The sequence below is a fragment of the Dolichospermum sp. LEGE 00240 genome (assembly GCF_015207875.1).
In the GTDB taxonomy this organism is placed as follows: Bacteria; Cyanobacteriota; Cyanobacteriia; order Cyanobacteriales; family Nostocaceae; genus Dolichospermum; species Dolichospermum gracile.
This window is the reverse complement of the sequence record NZ_JADEVZ010000028.1, coordinates 15,097-34,648: the sequence shown is the minus strand read 5'-3', so window position 1 is coordinate 34,648 and position 19,552 is coordinate 15,097. Positions and strand designations below refer to the sequence as shown.

Genomic DNA, 19,552 nt, shown 5'->3' with positions numbered 1-19,552 from the left:
ATTAACGTCGGTTGTTAGTTAGGGAAGAGATTAAACTATTTCAACGTTGCTAAACCATCAAGATTAAATTTTTCTATCCAAGCTGCGCGATCGCTCGCAGTAAATGATGGACTTTTAGAAATCACCTTCACTTGGTACCTATTCACTAGCACAGAAGTTTGAGTATTACCAACTTTTACTGCGGGATAACCACCTATTTTTTCGGTGCTATTAGCAAATTTAGTCGCTGCCCCAGGTATGCTACTAGTATCAGAAATAGCGAGTTGGGCAACTACTTTGCCATCCTTTTTCAAGTTTGCCTCAGAAAAGCCCTTTTTCTCTTGGGTGTAGACTCGATCATAACCATCTCCGCCACTGGGGAAGAATTTATTTAATTGACTACCCTGAGTTGCACTTTTAACTACTGCCTGTCCACTTCTTTGCTTTGTACTTTCCTGTTGTACCTGATCAAAACGACTAGGTGTTTTTGTCGTGCAAGCTGTAGTCAGTAGTAGAATTGATAGCAGTACAGCAGCTAAAACTCTCCGCCCACGATTTATCACCATTTTTGGCTTCTCCTTGATACTTGAGCTTGTGAGGCAATTATCAACTATTTTGTCACTTACAAACTAGAAAATTTACTTTTAAATAATGATTGGAGGTAGTGATGATCACAAAGTATTTGCATATCTTTGTAGTACAAAACTACGCGAGACGTTGAGCTATCACTGCATAAAAAGGATCTCCACCTGCTACTCCCAACCACTGCAAGAAAATTGGTGCTGTTGAGGTCGAATAAATCACTTCCGGGGTCGTGAATCCAGGAACTGAGGTAAAATAGCCCTTGACCAATTCTACTCTAAAAGCTTCCGAACCATCTCGCCAGGCTTGAATTGCCTTTTGAAAAAACATCCGGTTAGAAAAACTAATAATTGCTATCCCACCAGGTTTAAGAATGCGATGTATTTCCGAAAATATAGCCTCTGGGTATTGGATATATTGCACAGAAACACAGTTAATAACAGCATCAAAGTCTTGATCTGGAAAAGGTAACTGGAGATTTGTATTGATATTTTGGACAAAGTAATGATTTAATCGAGTATTTCGGGCTAGTTCTTCAGCATTTAGTCCATGTCCTTGTACATGAGCAAAATTTATCTCTGTAGGTAGATGCGATACCCAGCTACTCATTAGATCAAGAACACGCATATTTTCTTGAAGTCGCTGACGATATAAATCAGTCAGTTGTCGAATAAAACCATCATCTACATGAGTGACAAAGCGAGGGTAATCATAGAATAACAGATCATCCGATTCATCTAACTTAATCCGTTGATTTGGTTGCAGTAGCATAAATGTCTTTTTTACCTGATCTAGAAATTTTGGCTAGTATTTTAATTGGTAAGTTATTTTTGATAACTTCACTTATTTTACATGAAAAATACTATATTTTACAATTCATAAATGTTTTTTAAATCACCACGAATCATCAATATTATCCAATTAATTCGGCTATTTTGGCAATTACCATATTGCAAATTATTAATTTGGCTACTTCCTTTATTGTTATTTACTTCTGGGGAAACCAGTCTCATGGCTCATGATGAAACACTTTATGCTTTGAGAGCTAGACAAATGTTGGAAACAGGTGATTGGGTATCACCTTGGGGTCATCCTCATCATAAGACCCCTGGTTTTTATTGGTTAATTGCTATTTTTTATCAAATATTTGGCGTTAGTGATACAACCGCGAGAATACCGACAATGATTGCGGGAATTTTGAGCATATTTGTTATTTATAAAGTGGGAGAAATTCTTTTATCTCAAAAATTAGCATTTTGGGGAATTATTATTCTCAGCGTAGAATTTTTGTGGATACAATATTGTCGGTTATCAACACCAGATTTACCAACTATATTATTAGTATTTATAGGAATTTTCTTTTTATTAAAATCTGATATAAATCCTCAAGAACGGTATTTATATGGTTTTATCACTGGGGTGAGTTTTGGCTTAGGTTTTTTGATGAGAAGTTTAATGATTTTTCTGCCGATGATGGCATTATTACCTTATTTAATCATAGATCATCGTCGTCATCGTCACTTAACTAACCCTATGTTGTATTTAGGGTTTTTAGTCGGTTTAATTCCTACCTTAATTTGGCTTTATTTTAGCTGGTTACGTTATGGTAGCGATAGTATTGGAGCTTTATTGGGATTTGTTATAGAACTAGGTAGTCATGAACAACATAGAAATGGCATTTTATTTTATGTATGGAATCTAGCTTTAAAATCTTTTCCTTGGTTCTTTTTCAGTTTATTAGGAATAATATTAGTAATTCGGCATTCAATTTCTAAATATCCATTAATATTAATCGGGTTTCCCGTTATCTTATTTACTGAATTGAGTATATTTTCCACTCGTTTATCTCATTATAGTCTTTGCCTTTATCCATTTATTGCTTTTTTATCTGCGGTGGCTTTAGATTGGTTAGGAAAAATTTACCAAAAAGGATTTGATGATCAATATTCATCTCATCAGATGATTTATTTACCGAGAAATATTAGTTACGCTTGGGGAATATTAGGCATAATTTTAGTTTTAGCCGGAATAAGTATTTTAGTTTGGGGTGAGGTAAATATTCACAAATATGCAATTCTGATGATATCTTCTGGTTTTGGTAGCTTAATTGTGCCGTTAATCTGGATAGGTAAGTTTTATTATCACCGTAAGTTTCTAACTTCTCATTATTGGCTAGGTAGCTTATTAATTAGCTGTTGGTTATCTGTAGCTACAGCAGGTAATTTAGGTTTGTTAGGTGATTTCAACCCAGATTTTAGAATATTTTACAAACAAGAAACAATTAATCAGGTTTTGCATAATCATCCGATTAACTTTGTTAAAAATAAAGGATTTAATGATAAAGAGTCTCTGTTAATTGACTTCTATACACCCCAATATGGTAAGAATGTAGATTCAGTTTCCCAGTTACCTATGTTGAGTTATGCTTGGATATATCAACCAGGTTTTGTCAAGTTACCAATACATTATCGGGTTATTGGTAGTTTTAAAGATTATCAATTAATTGAGGTTTTATCTAAAAAAATATAACTTGCCCTTTTATATCCATATATCCCTTTTAAGCAAAAGCTTAAATTGTGGCCTTGCGAAGTATATATGTGAAAATTCCCGATAAATATTAAAAGTATAATTTAGGTTTATGTTAAAATACAGAAATATTCTCAACTATTGCAATTTCACCATGAAAAAATCAATTTCCCCAATTGCTTTAATTTTTAGCTGTGTATCTTTGATAGCTTGTACTACCGCACTAAAGGATACACTGAAAGAAGAGGCATCTGCTGTTGTAACACAAAATCAAATGAAAACTGCTCTGGTAGTAGCAAGTGAACAACAAAATAAACAAGCATCTTATCTACAATCAGAAACACAAGAGAAGAAAGAACCTGTTGGTAAAAACCTAGACAACAATAAAAATACTAAAAAAGGTGCAAATCAACAACCAACGGAGGGAAAGGTTAAAAAAATAGTCAATGGTGACTTAATGTGTTATGTTACCTTAGTAGATAATAAAGGAATAGAACACAATGTTGGCGCGAGTTTTGAAATTTGTGACGAGAAGAAGTTTTTGAATAAAAAAGTCCGGGTTGTTTATCAAGTAAAATCAGTTAATGATTGTCAGAGTGCAGAACCCTGTGGGAAAACTCGCAAACAATCAATCATTACTAAAATGGAAGTTGTGAATGAAAGTTCAAAAAAGGGTACAAATCAACAACCAACGGAGGGAAAGGTTAAAAAAATAGTCAATGGTGACTTAATGTGTTATGTCACCTTAGTAGATAATAAAGGAATAGAACACAATGTTGGCGCGAGTTTTGAAATTTGTGACGAGAAGAAGTTTTTGAATAAAAAAGTCCGGGTTGTTTATCAAGTAGAATCAGTTAATGATTGTCAGAGTATAGAACCCTGTGGGAAAACTCGCAAACAATCAATCATTACTAAAATGGAAGTTGTGAATGAAAGTTCAAAAAAAAAGATTCGTACACCTTGAGTAATGGTAAATGGAAGATTACTATTAGTAATAGCAACTCTTGGAATGGGGTTAATGGTACAGGAAATGTGAGTTATCAAGGATGTAATGCTGATGGTAAATGCGTGAGTTTAACAGGTGGTAAAATAGTTTGTCGTCATGGTCTATGTCGTACAGTTTGGAAAGGTGGAAATTACACTTACATTTTAGAACAACCCATTACTGAAAATGGTAATGCTGATTCTACTTTGACAGTCAGAAAAGATAGAACTGAGGTTTTGAAAGTCACAGGGTTGAAATAGATAATCAAAAAAACACCCCAGTTTATTTTCACTCAATTATTCAATGTTAATTGATTATTAGGCGTTGCATAATAGCGGTATGAACTGTATTCTCTGATGAAATTAGCAACGCCAATTATTACTCTTCTGGGGTGAAATTCTGATCTAGAAAATTCAGAGCATGATTGCGAAGTTCAAAGTATTCTGTTGAGTTCCGCATGGCCATTCTATCTCTAGGATGTGCAAAAGGAACTGTTAAAATTTCTCCTATTTTTGCCGATGGTCCATTAGTCATCAAAATAATTCTGTCAGACATATAGATTGCTTCGTCAACATCATGGGTAATCATCATGACTGCTTGACGATGATGTTCCCAAATATCTAATACTTGACGTTGTAATTTACCACGAGTTAAGGCATCCAAAGCCCCAAAAGGTTCATCCATTAATAACATTTTAGGACGAATTGCTAAAGCTCTAGCAATACCCACTCTTTGTTTCATTCCTCCAGAAATTTCATCAGGATATTTATCTGCGGCTGCGGTTAAGTTTACCATTGCTAAATGTTCATTAACAATGCTAATTTTTTCGGCACGATTAGCATTTTTCAAAACTTCATCTACCGCTAAACGGATATTTTCGCGGACAGTTAACCAGGGTAATAATGAATAATTTTGAAATACCATCATTCTATCTGCACCTGGTTTCCGAATCTCTTTTCCCTCTAAGCGAACTGAACCAGATGTGGCTTTTTCAAATCCACCAATTATTTTTAATAATGTGGATTTACCACAACCAGAATGACCAATTACAGAAATATATTCATCTTCATTAATGGTCAAATTAACATGATCTAAAACTGTGAATTGTCCTTTATCTTGAGTTGGATAGGATTTAACTAAATTTTCTACTTCTAAGAATCCGTTCCGGGGCAAAATTTCGGTAGTAGTATTATGTGGTAAAGTTGTATATTCCATGATTAATTACCTATTTTTTAAGAGAGAAAAAACTGAGAGGGAGAATTAGCACGAATATCAAAACTATTGAGATATCCTACAGGATCACTAGGATCAAATCCTTTTTTATCTATAAATGCTTCTGGTGGTTCAACTTTATAATCATCTTGGGGACATTCAATTCCCATTTCTGCGGCTATGTCTCGATATAAATCTGTCCTCCAACCTTTTGCGGCTACTTCCTCAGCATTTTTAGGAATTTCTTTGATTTGTCCCCACCGGGCTGCTTGAGTCATTAACCAAATACTGCGAGAACGCCATAAAAATGTGGAATGTTCTCCTATTTTGTGAGGAATATTGTTAGGAAGATCATAAAAAATTGTGGTATCATCTGCTGTAATCGTGCGGTCTTTGCCATCAAAACCACCATAATTATAATTGCCAATAATTCCCGGTCCAGTAAATTTAGTAATAGGAACACCGGGCTTTTTAGGTTTCGCACCAGTAAATGATCTTTCTGTCAGTAATTCGGCTATTTCTTGGCGATTTTCAGGTTTGCTGCAATATTGACAAGCTTCAATCATTGCCTTTACCAAAGAACGGTAAGTTTTAGGATAATTAACAATAAAAGATTCCATTACACCCAATAATCTATCTGGGTGTCCCTGCCAAATTTCCTTGCCTTGGGCGAAGGTAAAACCGATACCTTCATTACCTGTAATTGCTCTAGTGTTCCAAGGTTCAGCAACCATGTAAGCTTGCATTGAGCCAATTCTCATGTTTGTCACCATTTGTGGTGGAGAAACAATTATGACCCGAAACTCTTTAAGAGGATCAACACCCGCAGCAGCCGAAAGATAGCGAGCAAAGTATTCATAAATGGCAGAACTGAGGACTACAGCCCAGATTTTCTTTTCTGGGGGTTGTTTGTCAAAATAGCCACGAAAGTCCTTGCCAAAGGCTTCTAATGCCCCATCACCGTATTTTTGTTGATATTCAAACCAGGGACGGATGCCATAGTCCCACATATCCCTATTCATGGTCATGGCGTTACCATGTCGGTGGATTGTCATTGCTGCACATAAGGGGGCATGACGCGCACCTTCTGCACCTATTCTAGCGTTAGTGACTGCACCGGAGACGACGGGGGAAGCGTCGAGACGACCGAAAATTAAGCCGTCACGGGAGGTAGCCCAACTGGCTTCGCGGTTGAGTATAACATTTAAGCCATATTTGCGGAAAAATCCTTTTTTCCAAGCGATCGCAAATGGCGCACAATCATTAACAGGAACATAACCCACAGTAATGTCCGGTTTCTCTAAATCTTGGGATTTAACTACGGGTGTCACCGCTAAAGCTTCTTCTGTGAGTCCCTTAGCAGACCTATCTCCCGAAACAGCACAGGATGATAATATTATTCCCGCAGTTGTCGCCCCTATTCCTGCAATAAAATCTCTGCGAGTTAAATAATTTTCAGTCATACCTTTTTATCATTTGGGATTTTATGAAAGTACAAATTTATCTGCGTTTATCCGCATTCATCATCTTCTATCTGCGTTTAAATTATTAACTTCCAGGACGGTGAGTAACTAACTCTTGAATTTTGCCCACACCGTAATCTAAAACCAACCCAGTTATACCAATTATAAACACAGCCAAAAAGACAGAACTGAGATTTAAACGACTCCATTCATCCCAAACAAAAAATCCTATTCCTATACCCCCAGTGAGCATTTCCACAGCGACAATGACCAACCAAGCAATGCCTAAACTAATTCTCAAACCTGTAAAAATATAAGGCAAACTAGCAGGTAAAATAATTTTAGTAATCTGTCGCCAACGAGGCATTTCTAAAACTTGTGCTACATCTAAGTAATCTTTGGGTACACTAGAAACCCCCAATGCTGTATTAATAATAGTTGGCCACAGCGAGGTAATAAAAATCACGAAAATAGCAGAAGGATCTGCTAAATTGAACAAAGATAAAGAAATCGGCAACCAAGCCAATGGTGATACAGGTTTAAAAATCTGAATAATGGGATTAAAAGCTAACATTGCCGGTCGAGACATTCCGATCAAAAATCCCAAGGGAATGGCGACTAATGCCCCTAAACCGAATCCTAATATGACCCGCCGTAAACTTGCTAATAATAGCCAACCAATGCCTAAATCACCTGGACCTCTTTCATAAAATGGATGTAAGATATAGTCCCAATTAGCAATTAAAGCTTCTGGTGGTGTGGGCATTAATTCATGATTAGCTAGTGCTACCACCCACCACAACAAAATAATTCCTAAACAACCTAATGCGGGAAATAAGAAAGTATCTTGAAAAATTATAGGTTTGGCTTTTCTCCAAACAGTTTGTCCAGCAATTGCAAAAATGGCAGCTAAATTTAGTTGCAATATCATTTATTTCACCTCAGCAGAGTTAAGCTTGGGTACGCAAATATTAACTAGTACCAACCTTGGACACTGATAAGATCAGAAAATAATTAAAATTCTGTCTCTTCAGTCTCCTCTCAATGCCTACGAAGTTAGCTGACGGGCTAAGGTTGAGAGATACCCCTTCTTGCTTGATTTTAGATTTGATTTGAGTTTTAAATCTCAAATTCCTAAATTAATCAAGACAAAAATACGCCCCACAATTTGGTTCCTCCGTTCCAGCACTATTAAATTCAATGTACTGGATTAAGCTGACTTACTCAATTATGAATAATGATAGAACATTAACATTTATATTCAGTAATAACATCAGTATTCGTCATGAATATTAGTTTCCGGCGATTATAAATCGCTACTACACAGGCTAAGTCCACCTGCGTGGACTAATGAAAAATCAAAGCTTCTGAACCCACGCAGGTGGGTTTTGTCTATGTAGCTGCGAATTATATTCGCCAAATCAACTAGGAAATCAACAATTATCAATCTAATAAGCCTCGTTTTTTCAATTTTGCTAACGCGTCTTCAGCAGCAGCTTTTTGGGCATCTTTTTTATTGCGTCCTTTACCTTCCCCATATTCTTTACCCTCTACTAATACTTTTGCTTTAAATTCTGGTGCGTGAGAAGGTCCGTCAATTTGTTCTGTAGCATATTTGGGGGGATTTGTGATACCTTGAGCTTGTACCCATTCTTGAAACCGATTTTTGGAATCTACATTAGAACGGATTTCTACAATGTTTTCTGAGGCAGAATCAAATAATGGTTTAACAATGTCACGAAGTGGTGCAACATTCCGATCATTATCTAAATAGTAAGCGCCAATTACAGCCTCAAATGTGCTACTTAGTAAGTTAGGATTTTGAAAACCGCCATCTCTAATTGTTCCTTTTCCTAATCGCATTCTAAAGTCTAAACCTACTTCTATCGCAAATTTTGCCAGTTGTTTTTCTTCTACTAATGCGGAACGAAGACGAGTTAATTCATCTTCTCCTTTTTCAGCAAAATTTTCATAGAGATATTCACCGCTTAAAAAATTGAGAATAGCATCACCGAGAAATTCTAAGCGCTCGTTATGTTCCCCTTCTCCTGGGTTTTCGTTAACATAGGAACGATGGGTAAGTGCTTGACGCAAAAGTTTTTCGTTATTGAATGTGAGAAGTTTGTGCATTTTGATATTTTAATTTTTGAGTAAGAGTTTTTAGTGAATATTAACCATATACAAAAATGAAAAAAACCGCAAGGTGCGGTTATCATTAACCAGTTATTTTCATCAACTGGGATTGTGAAGACAAATTTATGCAGGGATTTTGTCTAATTCTCTTAAAAACAACTCCTGATTTTGTCTAATGATTTTACCTTCCTTGATCACCATATCTACAAATTGTCCAAAGTTTTTAAATTTTTTACCATTTGGTGTAGATATTGAAGCAACTCCTTGATATTTAGGAAATAGTTGACGCATCAATTTACCAATATAGCTATAGTGTGTAGGTTGATTTTGTCTTAGTGCATTCTTAACAGTTGCAATTAAACATTCTACAGCTTCATTATAACTAATCTGAGGATTAATGACGGTGGTTTGAGGTTGTTTTTTTTCTCCCATCAATTGATCTAAATCATCTATAAAGTGGAAATTTTCAGCACCAACTAGGTTAATTAATTTTGGACTTGCACTCCCTTTTTGAGCTAAGATAACTACTTTTTTACGCATCTGTTTAAGAATGCAAATCAATCCCGCAAAATCCCAATCTCCTAATACAAGGATAACAAGATTTAAAGAAGGATTAAAAGCAATGGTGTTTACACAGTCAGTTATCAGTCGGTAATCTGCACTATTTTTTGATGAATCAGGAACATCTACACAGTTAAAACCAAGTGATGCAAATTTATTTTTGGCATCAACTTGATTTTTATGGTGGGAACTATAGTAAAAATTCTTCCAGTTTACATTTCCCTGCATTTTCGCAAAATCAAGCAATAAATCAGCATATTTTTTGATTGAACTAACATTTTGAAAATCACAAAAAATGGCAACAGAGTCTTGTTTCTGAACTGTTTCGACGTTCAATAGTAGATGATTCATGGTAAAATACCCAGTTTTTTAAGTGAACTGGACAGCTTCAAAAAATCACACATTTATAGCAATATCACTAGACGAAGGAAAAAACTAAAAAACTAGCTTTCCCTCATTTAGTTTCTCTATGTTAACCAATTTCAGTGTTAAATGAGTTTCAGTCTCAGTGGCAGGATTCCCTTCTGGCAAATCTTTCGTTATGCCTTAGAGTCAATATTTATCCAGATGGCTTATTTCATTCATACTAACTGAGTAATTAGGGATGCAACAAAACATGGGGATAAATATTGAAACTAAGCCACAACGCAAGATTTGCCATAAAGGAATCCTGCGGCTGAGACAACAACTGATACTTTAGCTATAGAGTCCTAAGCTTTTGTGCCATTTGTTTGGTTGTCTTGTTTATACACTGACATAGTAAATCTGGAATGTCAATACTGAATTTCGATTTAAAATAAGTAGCTTTTTATACTATTAAGCATTCTAATTTATTTCTGTAAGGTGAGACAAAATTTATTATTATAATAATAGATAAAAAGACTAAATTTTAAACCAATGCCAGCTAAAGATATATTTCATGATGCTGTGAGGAAAGGATTAGAAAAAGAGGGTTGGGTAATCACGGATGATCCTTTGAGGATTGAAGTTGGTGATGTGGAAATGTATATTGATCTTGGGGCTGAGGAAATTCTTGCTGCTGAAAGAACTGGAGAAAAAATAGCAGTGGAAATTAAGAGTTTCACTGGTACATCTAGTATTTCTCAATTTCATACAGCGGTTGGCCAGTTTTTTAATTATCGTTTTGCATTAGAACAAAAAGAATCAGAAAGAGTTTTATATTTGGCTGTTCCTTTGGGTGTTTATCACGCTTTCTTTCAATTGCAATTTATCAAAACAGTTGTTGAACATTATCAACTTAAAATCATTGTTTATGATCCGATTCAGGAGGAAATTGTAGAATGGAAAAACTAAAGCAATATCAAAATTATGTTCAACAAGTTATCAGAGAGTATGCTCAAATAGGTTCAAAGAAAGATGAGATTGAGAAACAACTGATTTTTGATCCTGTTGGTAATCATTATCAGTTAATGTATGTTGGTTGGAAAAACAGACGCAGACAGCATGGCTGTGTTTTACATCTTGATATCAAAAACGACAAGATTTGGATACAACATGATGGAACGGAAATTGGGATTGCGGATGAATTGGTTAAATTGGGAGTACCAAAAGAAGATATTGTTTTAGCTTTTCATGAGCCTTTGATGAGACCATATACAGGCTTTGCAGTTGGTTAACTACAGATCCCCGACTTCTTAAAGAAGTCGGGGATCTAACTACTTAGTCCAAGCAGGATGACACAATAAGGAAGACATGACTCGCACCCCCCGTAGTTGATTAGAGAGGGGTAAATGACCTCTAGGAGCGCTTAAATTCCAGGTGAACCCGTTGGGGTATCTTGTCCAGTTGTTACCATCCTTCCAGCCAATTTTTGGCCACAAGTTGACCCAATTTTTACTTAAACCTAACCAAATTTCGCGCTGTACGGAAAAGCCAAATTTGCCTTCTGAGTGAACTACCCAGAGTTGATTGATGGTGCGTAAGTCTTGAATGGGGAAATTTTCTACTTCTGTAAAGTACAGCCATTTTCTTTTTACTGCTTGAGAACCTGCTGCTTCACACATCTTTTGAATTGTCAAGAGATCCGCTGCTTGAAAGTCTTGATTGGCAAGTAACTTTTGCAAAGAATTGTAACTGATCCCACAGTCCGATTTTAGAGGTACAATTCCTTCAGGAAAGTTAGTTTGTAGAAATTCTTGATCTGTCGGTGCATTAGTATTATAGATGACTTGGTAGACTTTACCATCAATCCAAGTTGCTGGGGTATCACGACGTTTCAGCAAAAATTCCTTCAACACATCTAACCCATCATTACCCAAGTCAGCTAACTGCGGGATGATTTGTTGTTGGACTTTTTCGGACCCAGCGATTAACTTTTGGCGGAGGGAGTCGAGATCATTTGTAGTGCCTGATACAATCATTGGGTCTGTCATGCCGTTACTCGTGTTAGCGTGAGCGTGAATAAACTATCTATTGCTATCGGTTATTCTACAAAATGAAGGACGAATAGCGAAAAGTAGTTTACACAGATCTTGGGTGAATCTGGAAAGCCTTTGAGTGCCTATCTGAAAAAGTCACTCTCGGTGGCTGATGCGAAATCCTAACTAACAATACTTTATCAGCTAAGGGGTCAGAGAATCCAGGGGTTACGGTAATTATGACTTCTAACTCCATTGGGCGGGGAAACCCCATTGGGCGGGGAAACCCCGCCCCTACTCGGTGAATTTCTTCTATTTGGAATGTGTGAATTATGTACGAAAAGATTACTCCTCCCACCACTGGTGCGAAAATTACCTTCAAAAATGGTGAACCGGTTGTTCCTGAAAATCCGATTATTCCTTTTATTCGCGGTGATGGTACGGGGATAGATATTTGGCCGGCGACGGAAAAGGTGCTGGATGCGGCGATCGCTAAGGCATACAAAGGTAAAAGAAAAATTAGCTGGTTTCGGGTTTATGCTGGTGATGAAGCCTGTGATCTATACGGAACATACCAGTATTTACCTCAGGATACATTGACGGCGATTAAAGAATATGGCATAGCCATTAAGGGGCCTTTGACTACTCCTGTTGGTGGGGGGATTCGGTCTTTAAATGTGGCATTACGCCAAATTTTTGATCTTTATACTTGTGTGCGTCCTTGCCGATATTACGCTGGAACACCTTCTCCCCACAAAACTCCTGAAAAATTGGATGTGATTGTTTATCGGGAAAATACGGAAGATATTTATTTGGGGATTGAGTGGAAGCAAGGTAGTTCCATTGGCGATCGCCTGATAAAATTCTTGAATGAGGAATTGATACCCGCTACCCCAGAACACGGCAAAAAACAAATTCCCCTCGACGCTGGTATTGGTATCAAACCCATCAGCAAAACCGGTTCTCAACGTTTAGTCAGACGTGCCATTAAGCAGGCTTTGTCATTGCCCAAAAATAAGCAACAAGTCACCTTGGTGCATAAAGGCAATATCATGAAATACACAGAAGGCGCTTTCCGGGATTGGGGTTATGAATTAGCAACCAGGGAATTTCGTCAAGAGTGCGTGACAGAACGGGAATCTTGGATTTTGGGTAATAAGGAAAAAAATCCCCATATTTCTTCAGAAGAAAATGCCCATGAAATTGATCCTGGTTTTGATTCTCTGACTCCAGAGAAAAAAGCCCAAATTGTCCAGGAAGTAGAAACCGTTATCAATACAATTTGGGACAGTCACGGAAACGGTAAATGGAAAGAGAAAATCATGGTCAATGATCGCATTGCTGATAGTATCTTTCAACAAATCCAAACTCGACCAGATGAGTATTCTATTCTGGCGACAATGAACCTGAACGGTGATTATTTATCCGATGCTGCTGCTGCTATTGTTGGCGGTTTAGGCATGGGTCCAGGGGCAAATATTGGCGACTCCTGCGCGATTTTTGAAGCTACTCATGGGACAGCACCAAAGCACGCTGGGCTGGATAAAATTAACCCCGGTTCGGTGATTCTTTCCGGTGTGATGATGCTGGAATATATGGGTTGGCAAGAAGCCGCAGATTTAATTAAAAAAGGCTTAGGTGATGCGATCGCTAATGGTCAAGTTACTTATGACTTAGCGCGGTTAATGGAACCACCTGTACAACCATTAAAGTGTTCTGAATTTGCTGAGGCGATTATCAAACATTTCGGTTAATTTCCGGTATTTAGATCCCCGATTTCTTAAATAAGTCGGGGATATTGTAATTTGATTGGGATATAAGTTATTTGTATGGGATTTTTGGAAGAAAGAACTTTCTCAATTATTAGGGTCTATTCTCATTATTATTGAGAATTTTATCAATAATTTAACGATTTTTGGTGATTTCAGCCAGGGGGCTTGACAGTGTTCCGAGTTTTGGGTACGATGATGTTATGTCTAGAAATATGTCCGCGCATATATATAGCGGTTTGAAAATTCTTTAAATCAGGATTAAAGGTCAATACCTTGTCTATTTTCTGCTTTGTTGGGTTAAGCGACAGCGCAACCCAACGCATTTGTTGGATTTCATGCTATTGCTTCGCGAACGTTTACGTTCCACAACCCAACCTTGTATCTTAGAGGTATTGCTACAAATACCTGCTTTCCCATCTTGGGAATACCCACATGATTTTCTCACCATTTCTTGTATTAGTGCGGTTTGTTACAAAATTATTACAGTGAGGAATACCTCACCTCTTTGATGGGCATACACACCAGAAAATAATTTGCAAGCTCTGTTAACAATCTGTTATATTTGTTCACATAAGGTTACAAAAGTAAAAAACGAGGTTCTCGAATGGCTATTTTAATTTCTCTATTGGTTGTTGGCTGGGTAGCAGTTTCCGTTATCGGTTCTCTCGCTTACTTCATGGGTGAACAAAGCAAACCCATTCACGAACGTAACTGGGCTTCTGACAAATTTGCAGCTTTGGCTAAATCTATTACTGGCGTAGATATAGACTATACCCAACGCACACCCGCCTATGCTATTGATGCTTACAACAGCCGTAACTTACCCCAATAGTATTTAGTAGCAATTTGACAAGATGTATATAAAAATAACCCCCAGTCACAATTCTGGGGGTTTTGCTTTTTTTAGATCCGGTAAATGAAGTCCGAAATTTAAACCAAAAAAATGGCTACTGCCACGCTACGCTATCAAGTGTCACACTGGTTTTACTTCTTCGTTCTTCTTCCTTCTTTCTCACTCCTGACTCCTGACTCCTGCTGTAATTAAAATGCTGGACGATAAACGCGATAATTAATATTGGGGAAAATATTATCCATTGATTCGACTTTTTCCAGCCAACCACTATCAACTTTACCCACTTTCACGTCTTCATATAGTTTATTAAACCGCATTAAATGTGACCTTGTTCTTCTCACTGCATAGGGAACCATTGTTCCTGTCCGCATAATAAACGCCCAGTCAGAAGATTGTGCTAGTAACAATTCTCGCGCGGCTTGGTTAAGTGCTTTTTCCTGTAACTCATCTTCGGCTTCAATTTGAGAAATTTCAATCATCCGTTCCGCAGCTTTGTGTAAGTGTGGGTAAACCCAAGCATTGGTATCATTCAACCAATATTCATGGAAACCCTTAAAGCCCCAACTCGACTGAGCCGGACGACATACCTGCTGATTCGGATTAGCTCGTAGATAATCGGCTAAATGGGTCATTTCATAAGTTTTTTGGTCATACCATGACTTCCGAAACAGGTAATCAATGAACCAAGGACCTTCATACCACCAATGACCAAACAACTCCGCATCATAAGGAGAAACAATAATTGGCGGACGACCCATGATATTGTGTAAGTGACCAGTTTGCTGCTCACGATTATACATAAAGTTAGCAGCATGTTCTGCCGCTTTTTCCCTTGCCCAGTAAGGATCATATAGAGCTTTGTCCGCAAGACCTAAGCCTCTACCAGTAATTTTATGATACTTAATGCCAGTATTTTTACGCTGACCATTAGGCATGATATAGGGCTTAATATATTCATATTCAGCTTCCCAACCCAGGTCTTTATAAAATTCCCGATATTCGGCTGCACCAGGATAACCTACCTCAGAAGACCATACTTGTTGCGAAGATTCATGATCTCGACCAAAAGCAGCTACACCAGGTTCTGTAAAAATTGGGGCATAACTACCGAAACGAGGACGGGGACGAGCGTATAAAATACCATGACCATCAGTGAGGAAATAACGTAACCCAGCATCCGCCAGCATTCTTTCCACGCCTTCATAATAGGCACATTCTGGCAACCAAATCCCTCTAGGGGGTTGTCCAAAAGTTTCTTCGTAATGTTCACAAGCTACCTGAATTTGCGCCCACACAGCTTGGGGATACATTTTCATTAATGGTAAGTAGCCGTGAGTAGCACCGCAGGTAATAATTTCTAAGTTATTACTATCTTGGAACTGTTTAAATGCTGTAACTAAATCACCGTCATAATGTTCCCATAACTCCCGCGCTTCATTAAACTCAGTTGCATAATGTTCTGCTAAATATCGAATATGACCATTATGGACATTGCGTTCGGATTCTAGTTCTATAAGCTCTTCCAATTGAGCTAAGTGAGCATCATAGCGTTCCTGCAACAAAGGATCACGAAGCATAGAAATCAAAGGCGGAGTCATACTCATGGTGAGTTTGAAATCAACACCATCTCGTTTTAAGCCTTCAAATACTTTTAATAAAGGAATGTAAGTTTCAGTAATTGCTTCATATAGCCATTCTTCTTCTAGCACATAGTCACTTCCGGGGTGACGAACGAAGGGCAGATGTGCATGAAGTACAAGCGCGACGTAGCCTATAGCCATAATATTTTTTCTGTGTGGTATTTGGAGATTACAGACAAAAAAGTCTGTGTGGGGAAATTAAGAATATTTTAAGACTATATGGATCATTTTATTATAAGTCAGGAGTTCGGAGTTCGGAGTCACGAGTCAGGAGTCAGGAAGAAGATAGAAATTTCTCCTGTCCCCGTGGCGTAGCACCTGTAACCTGTCACCTGTCCCCGTGGCGTAGCACCTGTAACCTGTCACCTGTCCCCGTGGCGTAGCACCTGTAACCTGTCACCTGTCCCCGTGGCGTAGCACCTGTAACCTGTCACCTGTCACCTTCTTCCTCACTATCTTGATATAAATTCTGTAAATCCTGTAATTGGGTTTTACGGGAAATTCGCCGATATTTTTTACTTTCTAATTTTGGTTCGTATTGACTTTGACCTTTACCTTTAGATATTAATTTCAGACTTGATTCGGGGTCGGCTTGTTGGTTAATATGGATTTGATGAGCGATCGCATCAGCCAAAAATTCTAAATAATGCTGATATCGTTCCCAGTCGCCACTCACAGCACAGTCCGGTTCATCTTTATGGATACAATCACTAAAGCGACAATGAGCCGCAGCTAGGCGAACTCTTGCTTCTGGGAAATAGTGAATTAATTCTTCGGGACTACAATCTAAATCTGGCTGATTAAAACCGGGAGTATCTGCTAATAAACCACCTGTAGGCATTTTAAATAATTCTACATGACGGGTGGTATGGCGACCGCGAGCTAATTTACCGGAAACTTCCCCCACGCGCAGGTTGATATCGGGAATCAAACTATTAATCAAGCTAGATTTCCCCACACCAGAAGGTCCAGCAATCACCGTAATCTTATCCTGCAAATATTCAGCTACTTGGTCAATATTAATGCTATTTTGAACGCTAATAAATAAAGGTTGATAACCCCAAGCCAGTAAGCGATCGCTAATTTGCTGTTTTTCTTCTAAAGAAACTAAATCACATTTATTCAAACATAACAGCACATCAACCCCTGTAGACTCAGCCTTAATTAAAAATCTACTCAATTGAATAGGTTCTAAAGGCGGGTCAGCCACCGCAAAAACCAGGAGAATTTGATTGACATTAGCGATCGCTGGGCGATTTAATTCACTATGACGCGGTAAAACCTCACCCACAGCCCCCCGTCCCCCAGCCCAATCGGGTTCTTCAACAACCACGCGATCGCCCACCATCACCTGCTGACCAATCTTTTTTAAGCGCGTCCTTCTTGTGCAGAGGAGAATAGGGTAAGAAGGTGACAGGTGACAGGGAACAGGTGACAGCGAAGAAGGGGAAGAAGAACTTTCCACTATTATTTCTGAACTCCTGACTCCTTCTACTTCATCCATCTGTACTCGATAAAAATTCGCCTGTACAGCTAACACCGTACCCAATAACTGTTTAGTAGAAATATTTTCCCCTGTCATGCCACAGTAACCGGACGACGGATAACCAGGGAAAAATAGCCAGTACAATCTGTAATTTGTTCCACTTGATAACCAGCCATTGTTAGACTATCAGGAACTTGTTCTATCGGTTCACCTGGATCTAACCAGACTTCCAACAAATCGCCAGGAGGCATCTTTTCCAGAAATAGTTTTGTCCGCACAAAATTAATCGGGCAAGGAGTACCACGTAAATCGAGTTGAGCGTCAGGGGTGAATACAGAAGACCCACTCATGATTTAAACAAGCCTCCTAAGAATCCTTCTAAACCACCCTTACCAGTTCTGTCTCCCTTAATTTTAGCCAGTTTCTCCAGTAGTTCTCGCTCCTCTGGGATGATTTTCGTAGGAATATCAATTAACACCGTCAACAGATGATCACCGCGACTCACAGGATTACCCAGACGGGGAACACCACGATTTTCTAATTTCATGATTGTATTCGGTTGAGTTCCAGCGGGAATAATTAATTCCACCAGTCCATCTACCGTATTTACCTCTAACCGACAACCTAAAATCGCTTGCAAGTAGCTAATTTTAATTTCCGAGTTAATATTAATGCCCTCACGATGAAATTCTTCATCTTCATTGACAAACAAATAAACGTATAAATCACCTGGAGGCCCGTTCCGCTGACCCGCATCTCCCTCTTGGGAAATCCGTAGTCTTGTGCCATTGTCCACACCAGCAGGAACATTAATTTTCAGTTTCTTTGTTACCTGATTTGCGCCCTTACCATCACAAGCATCACATTTATCTTCCACCACCGTTCCTGTGCCATCACAGGTGGGACAAGTTGATACTTGGGTAAAGCTACCAAAAGGAGTTCTCGTTACCCGTCTAACTTGACCGGAACCGCTACAGGTGCTACAAGTCCGGGGACGAGTTCCTGATTTAGCCCCAGAACCACTACAAACTTCACAGGTTTCTAAATGGGAAATCCGAATTTCCTTTTCTCCACCAAATACCGCTTCCCGAAAATCTAATTTCAGGTCTAAGCGCAGATCATCGCCTCGGACTGGTCCACTGCGCCGTCTCTGTTGGGGTTGTCCACCTGGACCGCCGGCAAAGCCGCTGAAAATGCTTTCAAAGATATCGGCAAAACCACCCATGTCACCCATATCTTGGAAACCAGCCCCAGCCCCAGCAGCACCAGAAACACCTGCTTCACCAAAGCGGTCGTAACGAGCGCGAACTTCTGGCTCGGATAGCACTTCGTAAGCGCGGTTAATTTCCTTAAATCGTTCCTCAGCCCCAGATTCTTTATTTACATCTGGGTGATACTTTCGGGCTAGGCGGCGATAAGCCTGTTTAATCTCTTCTTTGTCGGCGTCACGAGAGACACCCAGGGTTTCATAATAGTCTCGGGCCATATAGCAAGGTTAAAATTTAGAAGGGAGCAGAAGTACAGAAGATACTAGCTAATAGGTTCAAGGTAACACTTTAACAAGAATACAGACATTTAGGAGTGCAAATAGCGTGGATTAGCGTTAGTCATGCTCTTTTTTAATTTTTGTGAATAATTATTATTTTTTGGCGTTATTGTCCACAACAATGATTTTAGCCTATACCTGCGGTGTTTGCTTAAGCGTCTGGAAAAAAAAGAGTAAATCTATCCATATTAATCCTAGACCTGGTTTTCGTCTGGGACTTTTCTGCTGTTCATAAGCACAACTTGTATCAAGTCATAGCATTTACTACTGATGATACTTTTGATTAACTTTTTATTATTGTGCTATCGAAGTGTGGAAAAACCCACCCATTGATTATAGGTACTAACCGTCCTCTTAAATGTGGAAAACCCAACCTATACTTTTGGTTATGTATATGGTACTACTCTATGGCTCTGTTGAGCAGATATTTAGCAGG

The 19,552-nt window shown here is 38.4% G+C and carries 19 protein-coding genes and 1 riboswitch; of the genes, 7 read left to right on the top strand and 12 right to left on the bottom strand.

Annotated features, from left to right (window positions below; genetic code table 11):
• Nucleotides 1-35: 35 nt before the first annotated feature.
• Together IQ226_RS11550 and IQ226_RS11545 are read right to left on the bottom strand one after the other, a co-directional pair.
• A complete protein-coding gene (locus IQ226_RS11550; RefSeq protein WP_193895496.1) occupies nt 36-545 on the bottom strand; it encodes a hypothetical protein in 510 nt (169 codons plus the stop codon).
• Between the two features lie 139 nt (nt 546-684).
• A complete protein-coding gene (locus IQ226_RS11545; protein ID WP_193895494.1) occupies nt 685-1,332 on the bottom strand; it encodes a class I SAM-dependent methyltransferase in 648 nt (215 codons plus the stop codon).
• 111 nt (nt 1,333-1,443) lie between these two features.
• Between IQ226_RS11545 and IQ226_RS11540 the strand changes: the two genes are divergently transcribed.
• The 3 genes from IQ226_RS11540 to IQ226_RS11530 all read left to right on the top strand — a co-directional run bounded on the left by IQ226_RS11540 (nt 1,444) and on the right by IQ226_RS11530 (nt 4,332).
• A complete protein-coding gene (locus IQ226_RS11540; RefSeq protein ID WP_193895492.1) occupies nt 1,444-3,090 on the top strand; it encodes a glycosyltransferase family 39 protein in 1,647 nt (548 codons plus the stop codon).
• Between the two features lie 151 nt (nt 3,091-3,241).
• Nucleotides 3,242-4,051: a hypothetical protein gene (locus tag IQ226_RS11535; RefSeq protein ID WP_193895491.1), complete on the top strand. Its 810-nt coding sequence runs from the start codon at nt 3,242-3,244 to the stop codon at nt 4,049-4,051.
• Nucleotides 4,048-4,332, top strand: coding sequence for a hypothetical protein (locus tag IQ226_RS11530; RefSeq protein ID WP_193895489.1), 285 nt, complete (start codon nt 4,048-4,050; stop codon nt 4,330-4,332). The genes IQ226_RS11535 and IQ226_RS11530 overlap by 4 nt, the downstream gene beginning before the upstream one ends.
• Before the next feature lie 118 nt (nt 4,333-4,450).
• Here the strand turns inward: IQ226_RS11530 and IQ226_RS11525 are convergent, their stop codons facing one another.
• The 5 genes from IQ226_RS11525 to IQ226_RS11505 form a co-directional block, all read right to left on the bottom strand.
• Nucleotides 4,451-5,287, bottom strand: a complete 837-nt coding sequence (locus IQ226_RS11525) for an ABC transporter ATP-binding protein (RefSeq protein WP_193895487.1) — start codon at nt 5,285-5,287, stop codon at nt 4,451-4,453.
• Between the two features lie 17 nt (nt 5,288-5,304).
• Nucleotides 5,305-6,747, bottom strand: coding sequence for an ABC transporter substrate-binding protein (locus IQ226_RS11520; RefSeq protein ID WP_193895485.1), 1,443 nt, complete (start codon nt 6,745-6,747; stop codon nt 5,305-5,307).
• 85 nt (nt 6,748-6,832) lie between these two features.
• Nucleotides 6,833-7,678: a nitrate ABC transporter permease gene (gene ntrB / locus IQ226_RS11515; protein WP_193895483.1), complete on the bottom strand. Its 846-nt coding sequence runs from the start codon at nt 7,676-7,678 to the stop codon at nt 6,833-6,835.
• A gap of 99 nt (nt 7,679-7,777) precedes the next feature.
• Nucleotides 7,778-7,974: riboswitch (cyclic di-AMP (ydaO/yuaA leader) on the bottom strand.
• Nucleotides 7,975-8,190: 216 nt separating this feature from the next.
• Nucleotides 8,191-8,877: a ribonuclease III gene (gene rnc, locus IQ226_RS11510; RefSeq protein WP_193895481.1), complete on the bottom strand. Its 687-nt coding sequence runs from the start codon at nt 8,875-8,877 to the stop codon at nt 8,191-8,193.
• 126 nt (nt 8,878-9,003) lie between these two features.
• Entirely contained in the window at nt 9,004-9,792 is a 789-nt protein-coding gene (locus tag IQ226_RS11505) for an NYN domain-containing protein (RefSeq protein ID WP_193895478.1), read from the bottom strand.
• 546 nt (nt 9,793-10,338) lie between these two features.
• Here IQ226_RS11505 and IQ226_RS11500 point away from each other — a divergent pair.
• Both IQ226_RS11500 and IQ226_RS11495 read left to right on the top strand, forming a co-directional pair.
• Nucleotides 10,339-10,755, top strand: coding sequence for a XisH family protein (locus IQ226_RS11500; protein WP_193895476.1), 417 nt, complete (start codon nt 10,339-10,341; stop codon nt 10,753-10,755).
• Nucleotides 10,743-11,078 (top strand): XisI protein, encoded by a 336-nt coding sequence (locus tag IQ226_RS11495; RefSeq protein WP_193895474.1) that lies wholly within the window; start codon nt 10,743-10,745, stop codon nt 11,076-11,078. Before IQ226_RS11500 ends, IQ226_RS11495 begins: the two co-directional genes overlap by 13 nt.
• A 39-nt stretch (nt 11,079-11,117) precedes the next feature.
• Here the strand turns inward: IQ226_RS11495 and IQ226_RS11490 are convergent, their stop codons facing one another.
• A complete protein-coding gene (locus tag IQ226_RS11490) occupies nt 11,118-11,834 on the bottom strand; it encodes a GUN4 domain-containing protein (protein WP_193895472.1) in 717 nt (238 codons plus the stop codon).
• Between the two features lie 317 nt (nt 11,835-12,151).
• On the opposite strand from IQ226_RS11490, the gene IQ226_RS11485 reads away from it, so the two are divergent.
• Both IQ226_RS11485 and IQ226_RS11480 read left to right on the top strand, forming a co-directional pair.
• Nucleotides 12,152-13,573 (top strand): NADP-dependent isocitrate dehydrogenase, encoded by a 1,422-nt coding sequence (locus IQ226_RS11485; RefSeq protein WP_193895470.1) that lies wholly within the window; start codon nt 12,152-12,154, stop codon nt 13,571-13,573.
• A 622-nt stretch (nt 13,574-14,195) separates the two neighbouring features.
• Nucleotides 14,196-14,423: a photosystem II protein, Psb35-related gene (locus IQ226_RS11480; protein WP_193895468.1), complete on the top strand. Its 228-nt coding sequence runs from the start codon at nt 14,196-14,198 to the stop codon at nt 14,421-14,423.
• A gap of 209 nt (nt 14,424-14,632) precedes the next feature.
• Here the strand turns inward: IQ226_RS11480 and IQ226_RS11475 are convergent, their stop codons facing one another.
• The 4 genes from IQ226_RS11475 to dnaJ all read right to left on the bottom strand — a co-directional run bounded on the left by IQ226_RS11475 (nt 14,633) and on the right by dnaJ (nt 19,056).
• Entirely contained in the window at nt 14,633-16,225 is a 1,593-nt protein-coding gene (locus IQ226_RS11475; RefSeq protein WP_193895466.1) for a glycoside hydrolase family 57 protein, read from the bottom strand.
• A gap of 289 nt (nt 16,226-16,514) precedes the next feature.
• The gene (gene rsgA / locus IQ226_RS11470) at nt 16,515-17,666 is read right to left on the bottom strand and encodes a small ribosomal subunit biogenesis GTPase RsgA (RefSeq protein ID WP_193895464.1); all 1,152 of its coding nucleotides are present in this window, start codon (nt 17,664-17,666) and stop codon (nt 16,515-16,517) included.
• Entirely contained in the window at nt 17,663-17,920 is a 258-nt protein-coding gene (locus IQ226_RS11465; protein ID WP_193895462.1) for a sulfurtransferase TusA family protein, read from the bottom strand. The genes rsgA and IQ226_RS11465 overlap by 4 nt, the downstream gene beginning before the upstream one ends.
• Nucleotides 17,917-19,056 (bottom strand): molecular chaperone DnaJ, encoded by a 1,140-nt coding sequence (dnaJ, locus tag IQ226_RS11460; RefSeq protein ID WP_193895460.1) that lies wholly within the window; start codon nt 19,054-19,056, stop codon nt 17,917-17,919. The genes IQ226_RS11465 and dnaJ overlap by 4 nt, the downstream gene beginning before the upstream one ends.
• Nucleotides 19,057-19,552 lie beyond the last annotated feature (496 nt).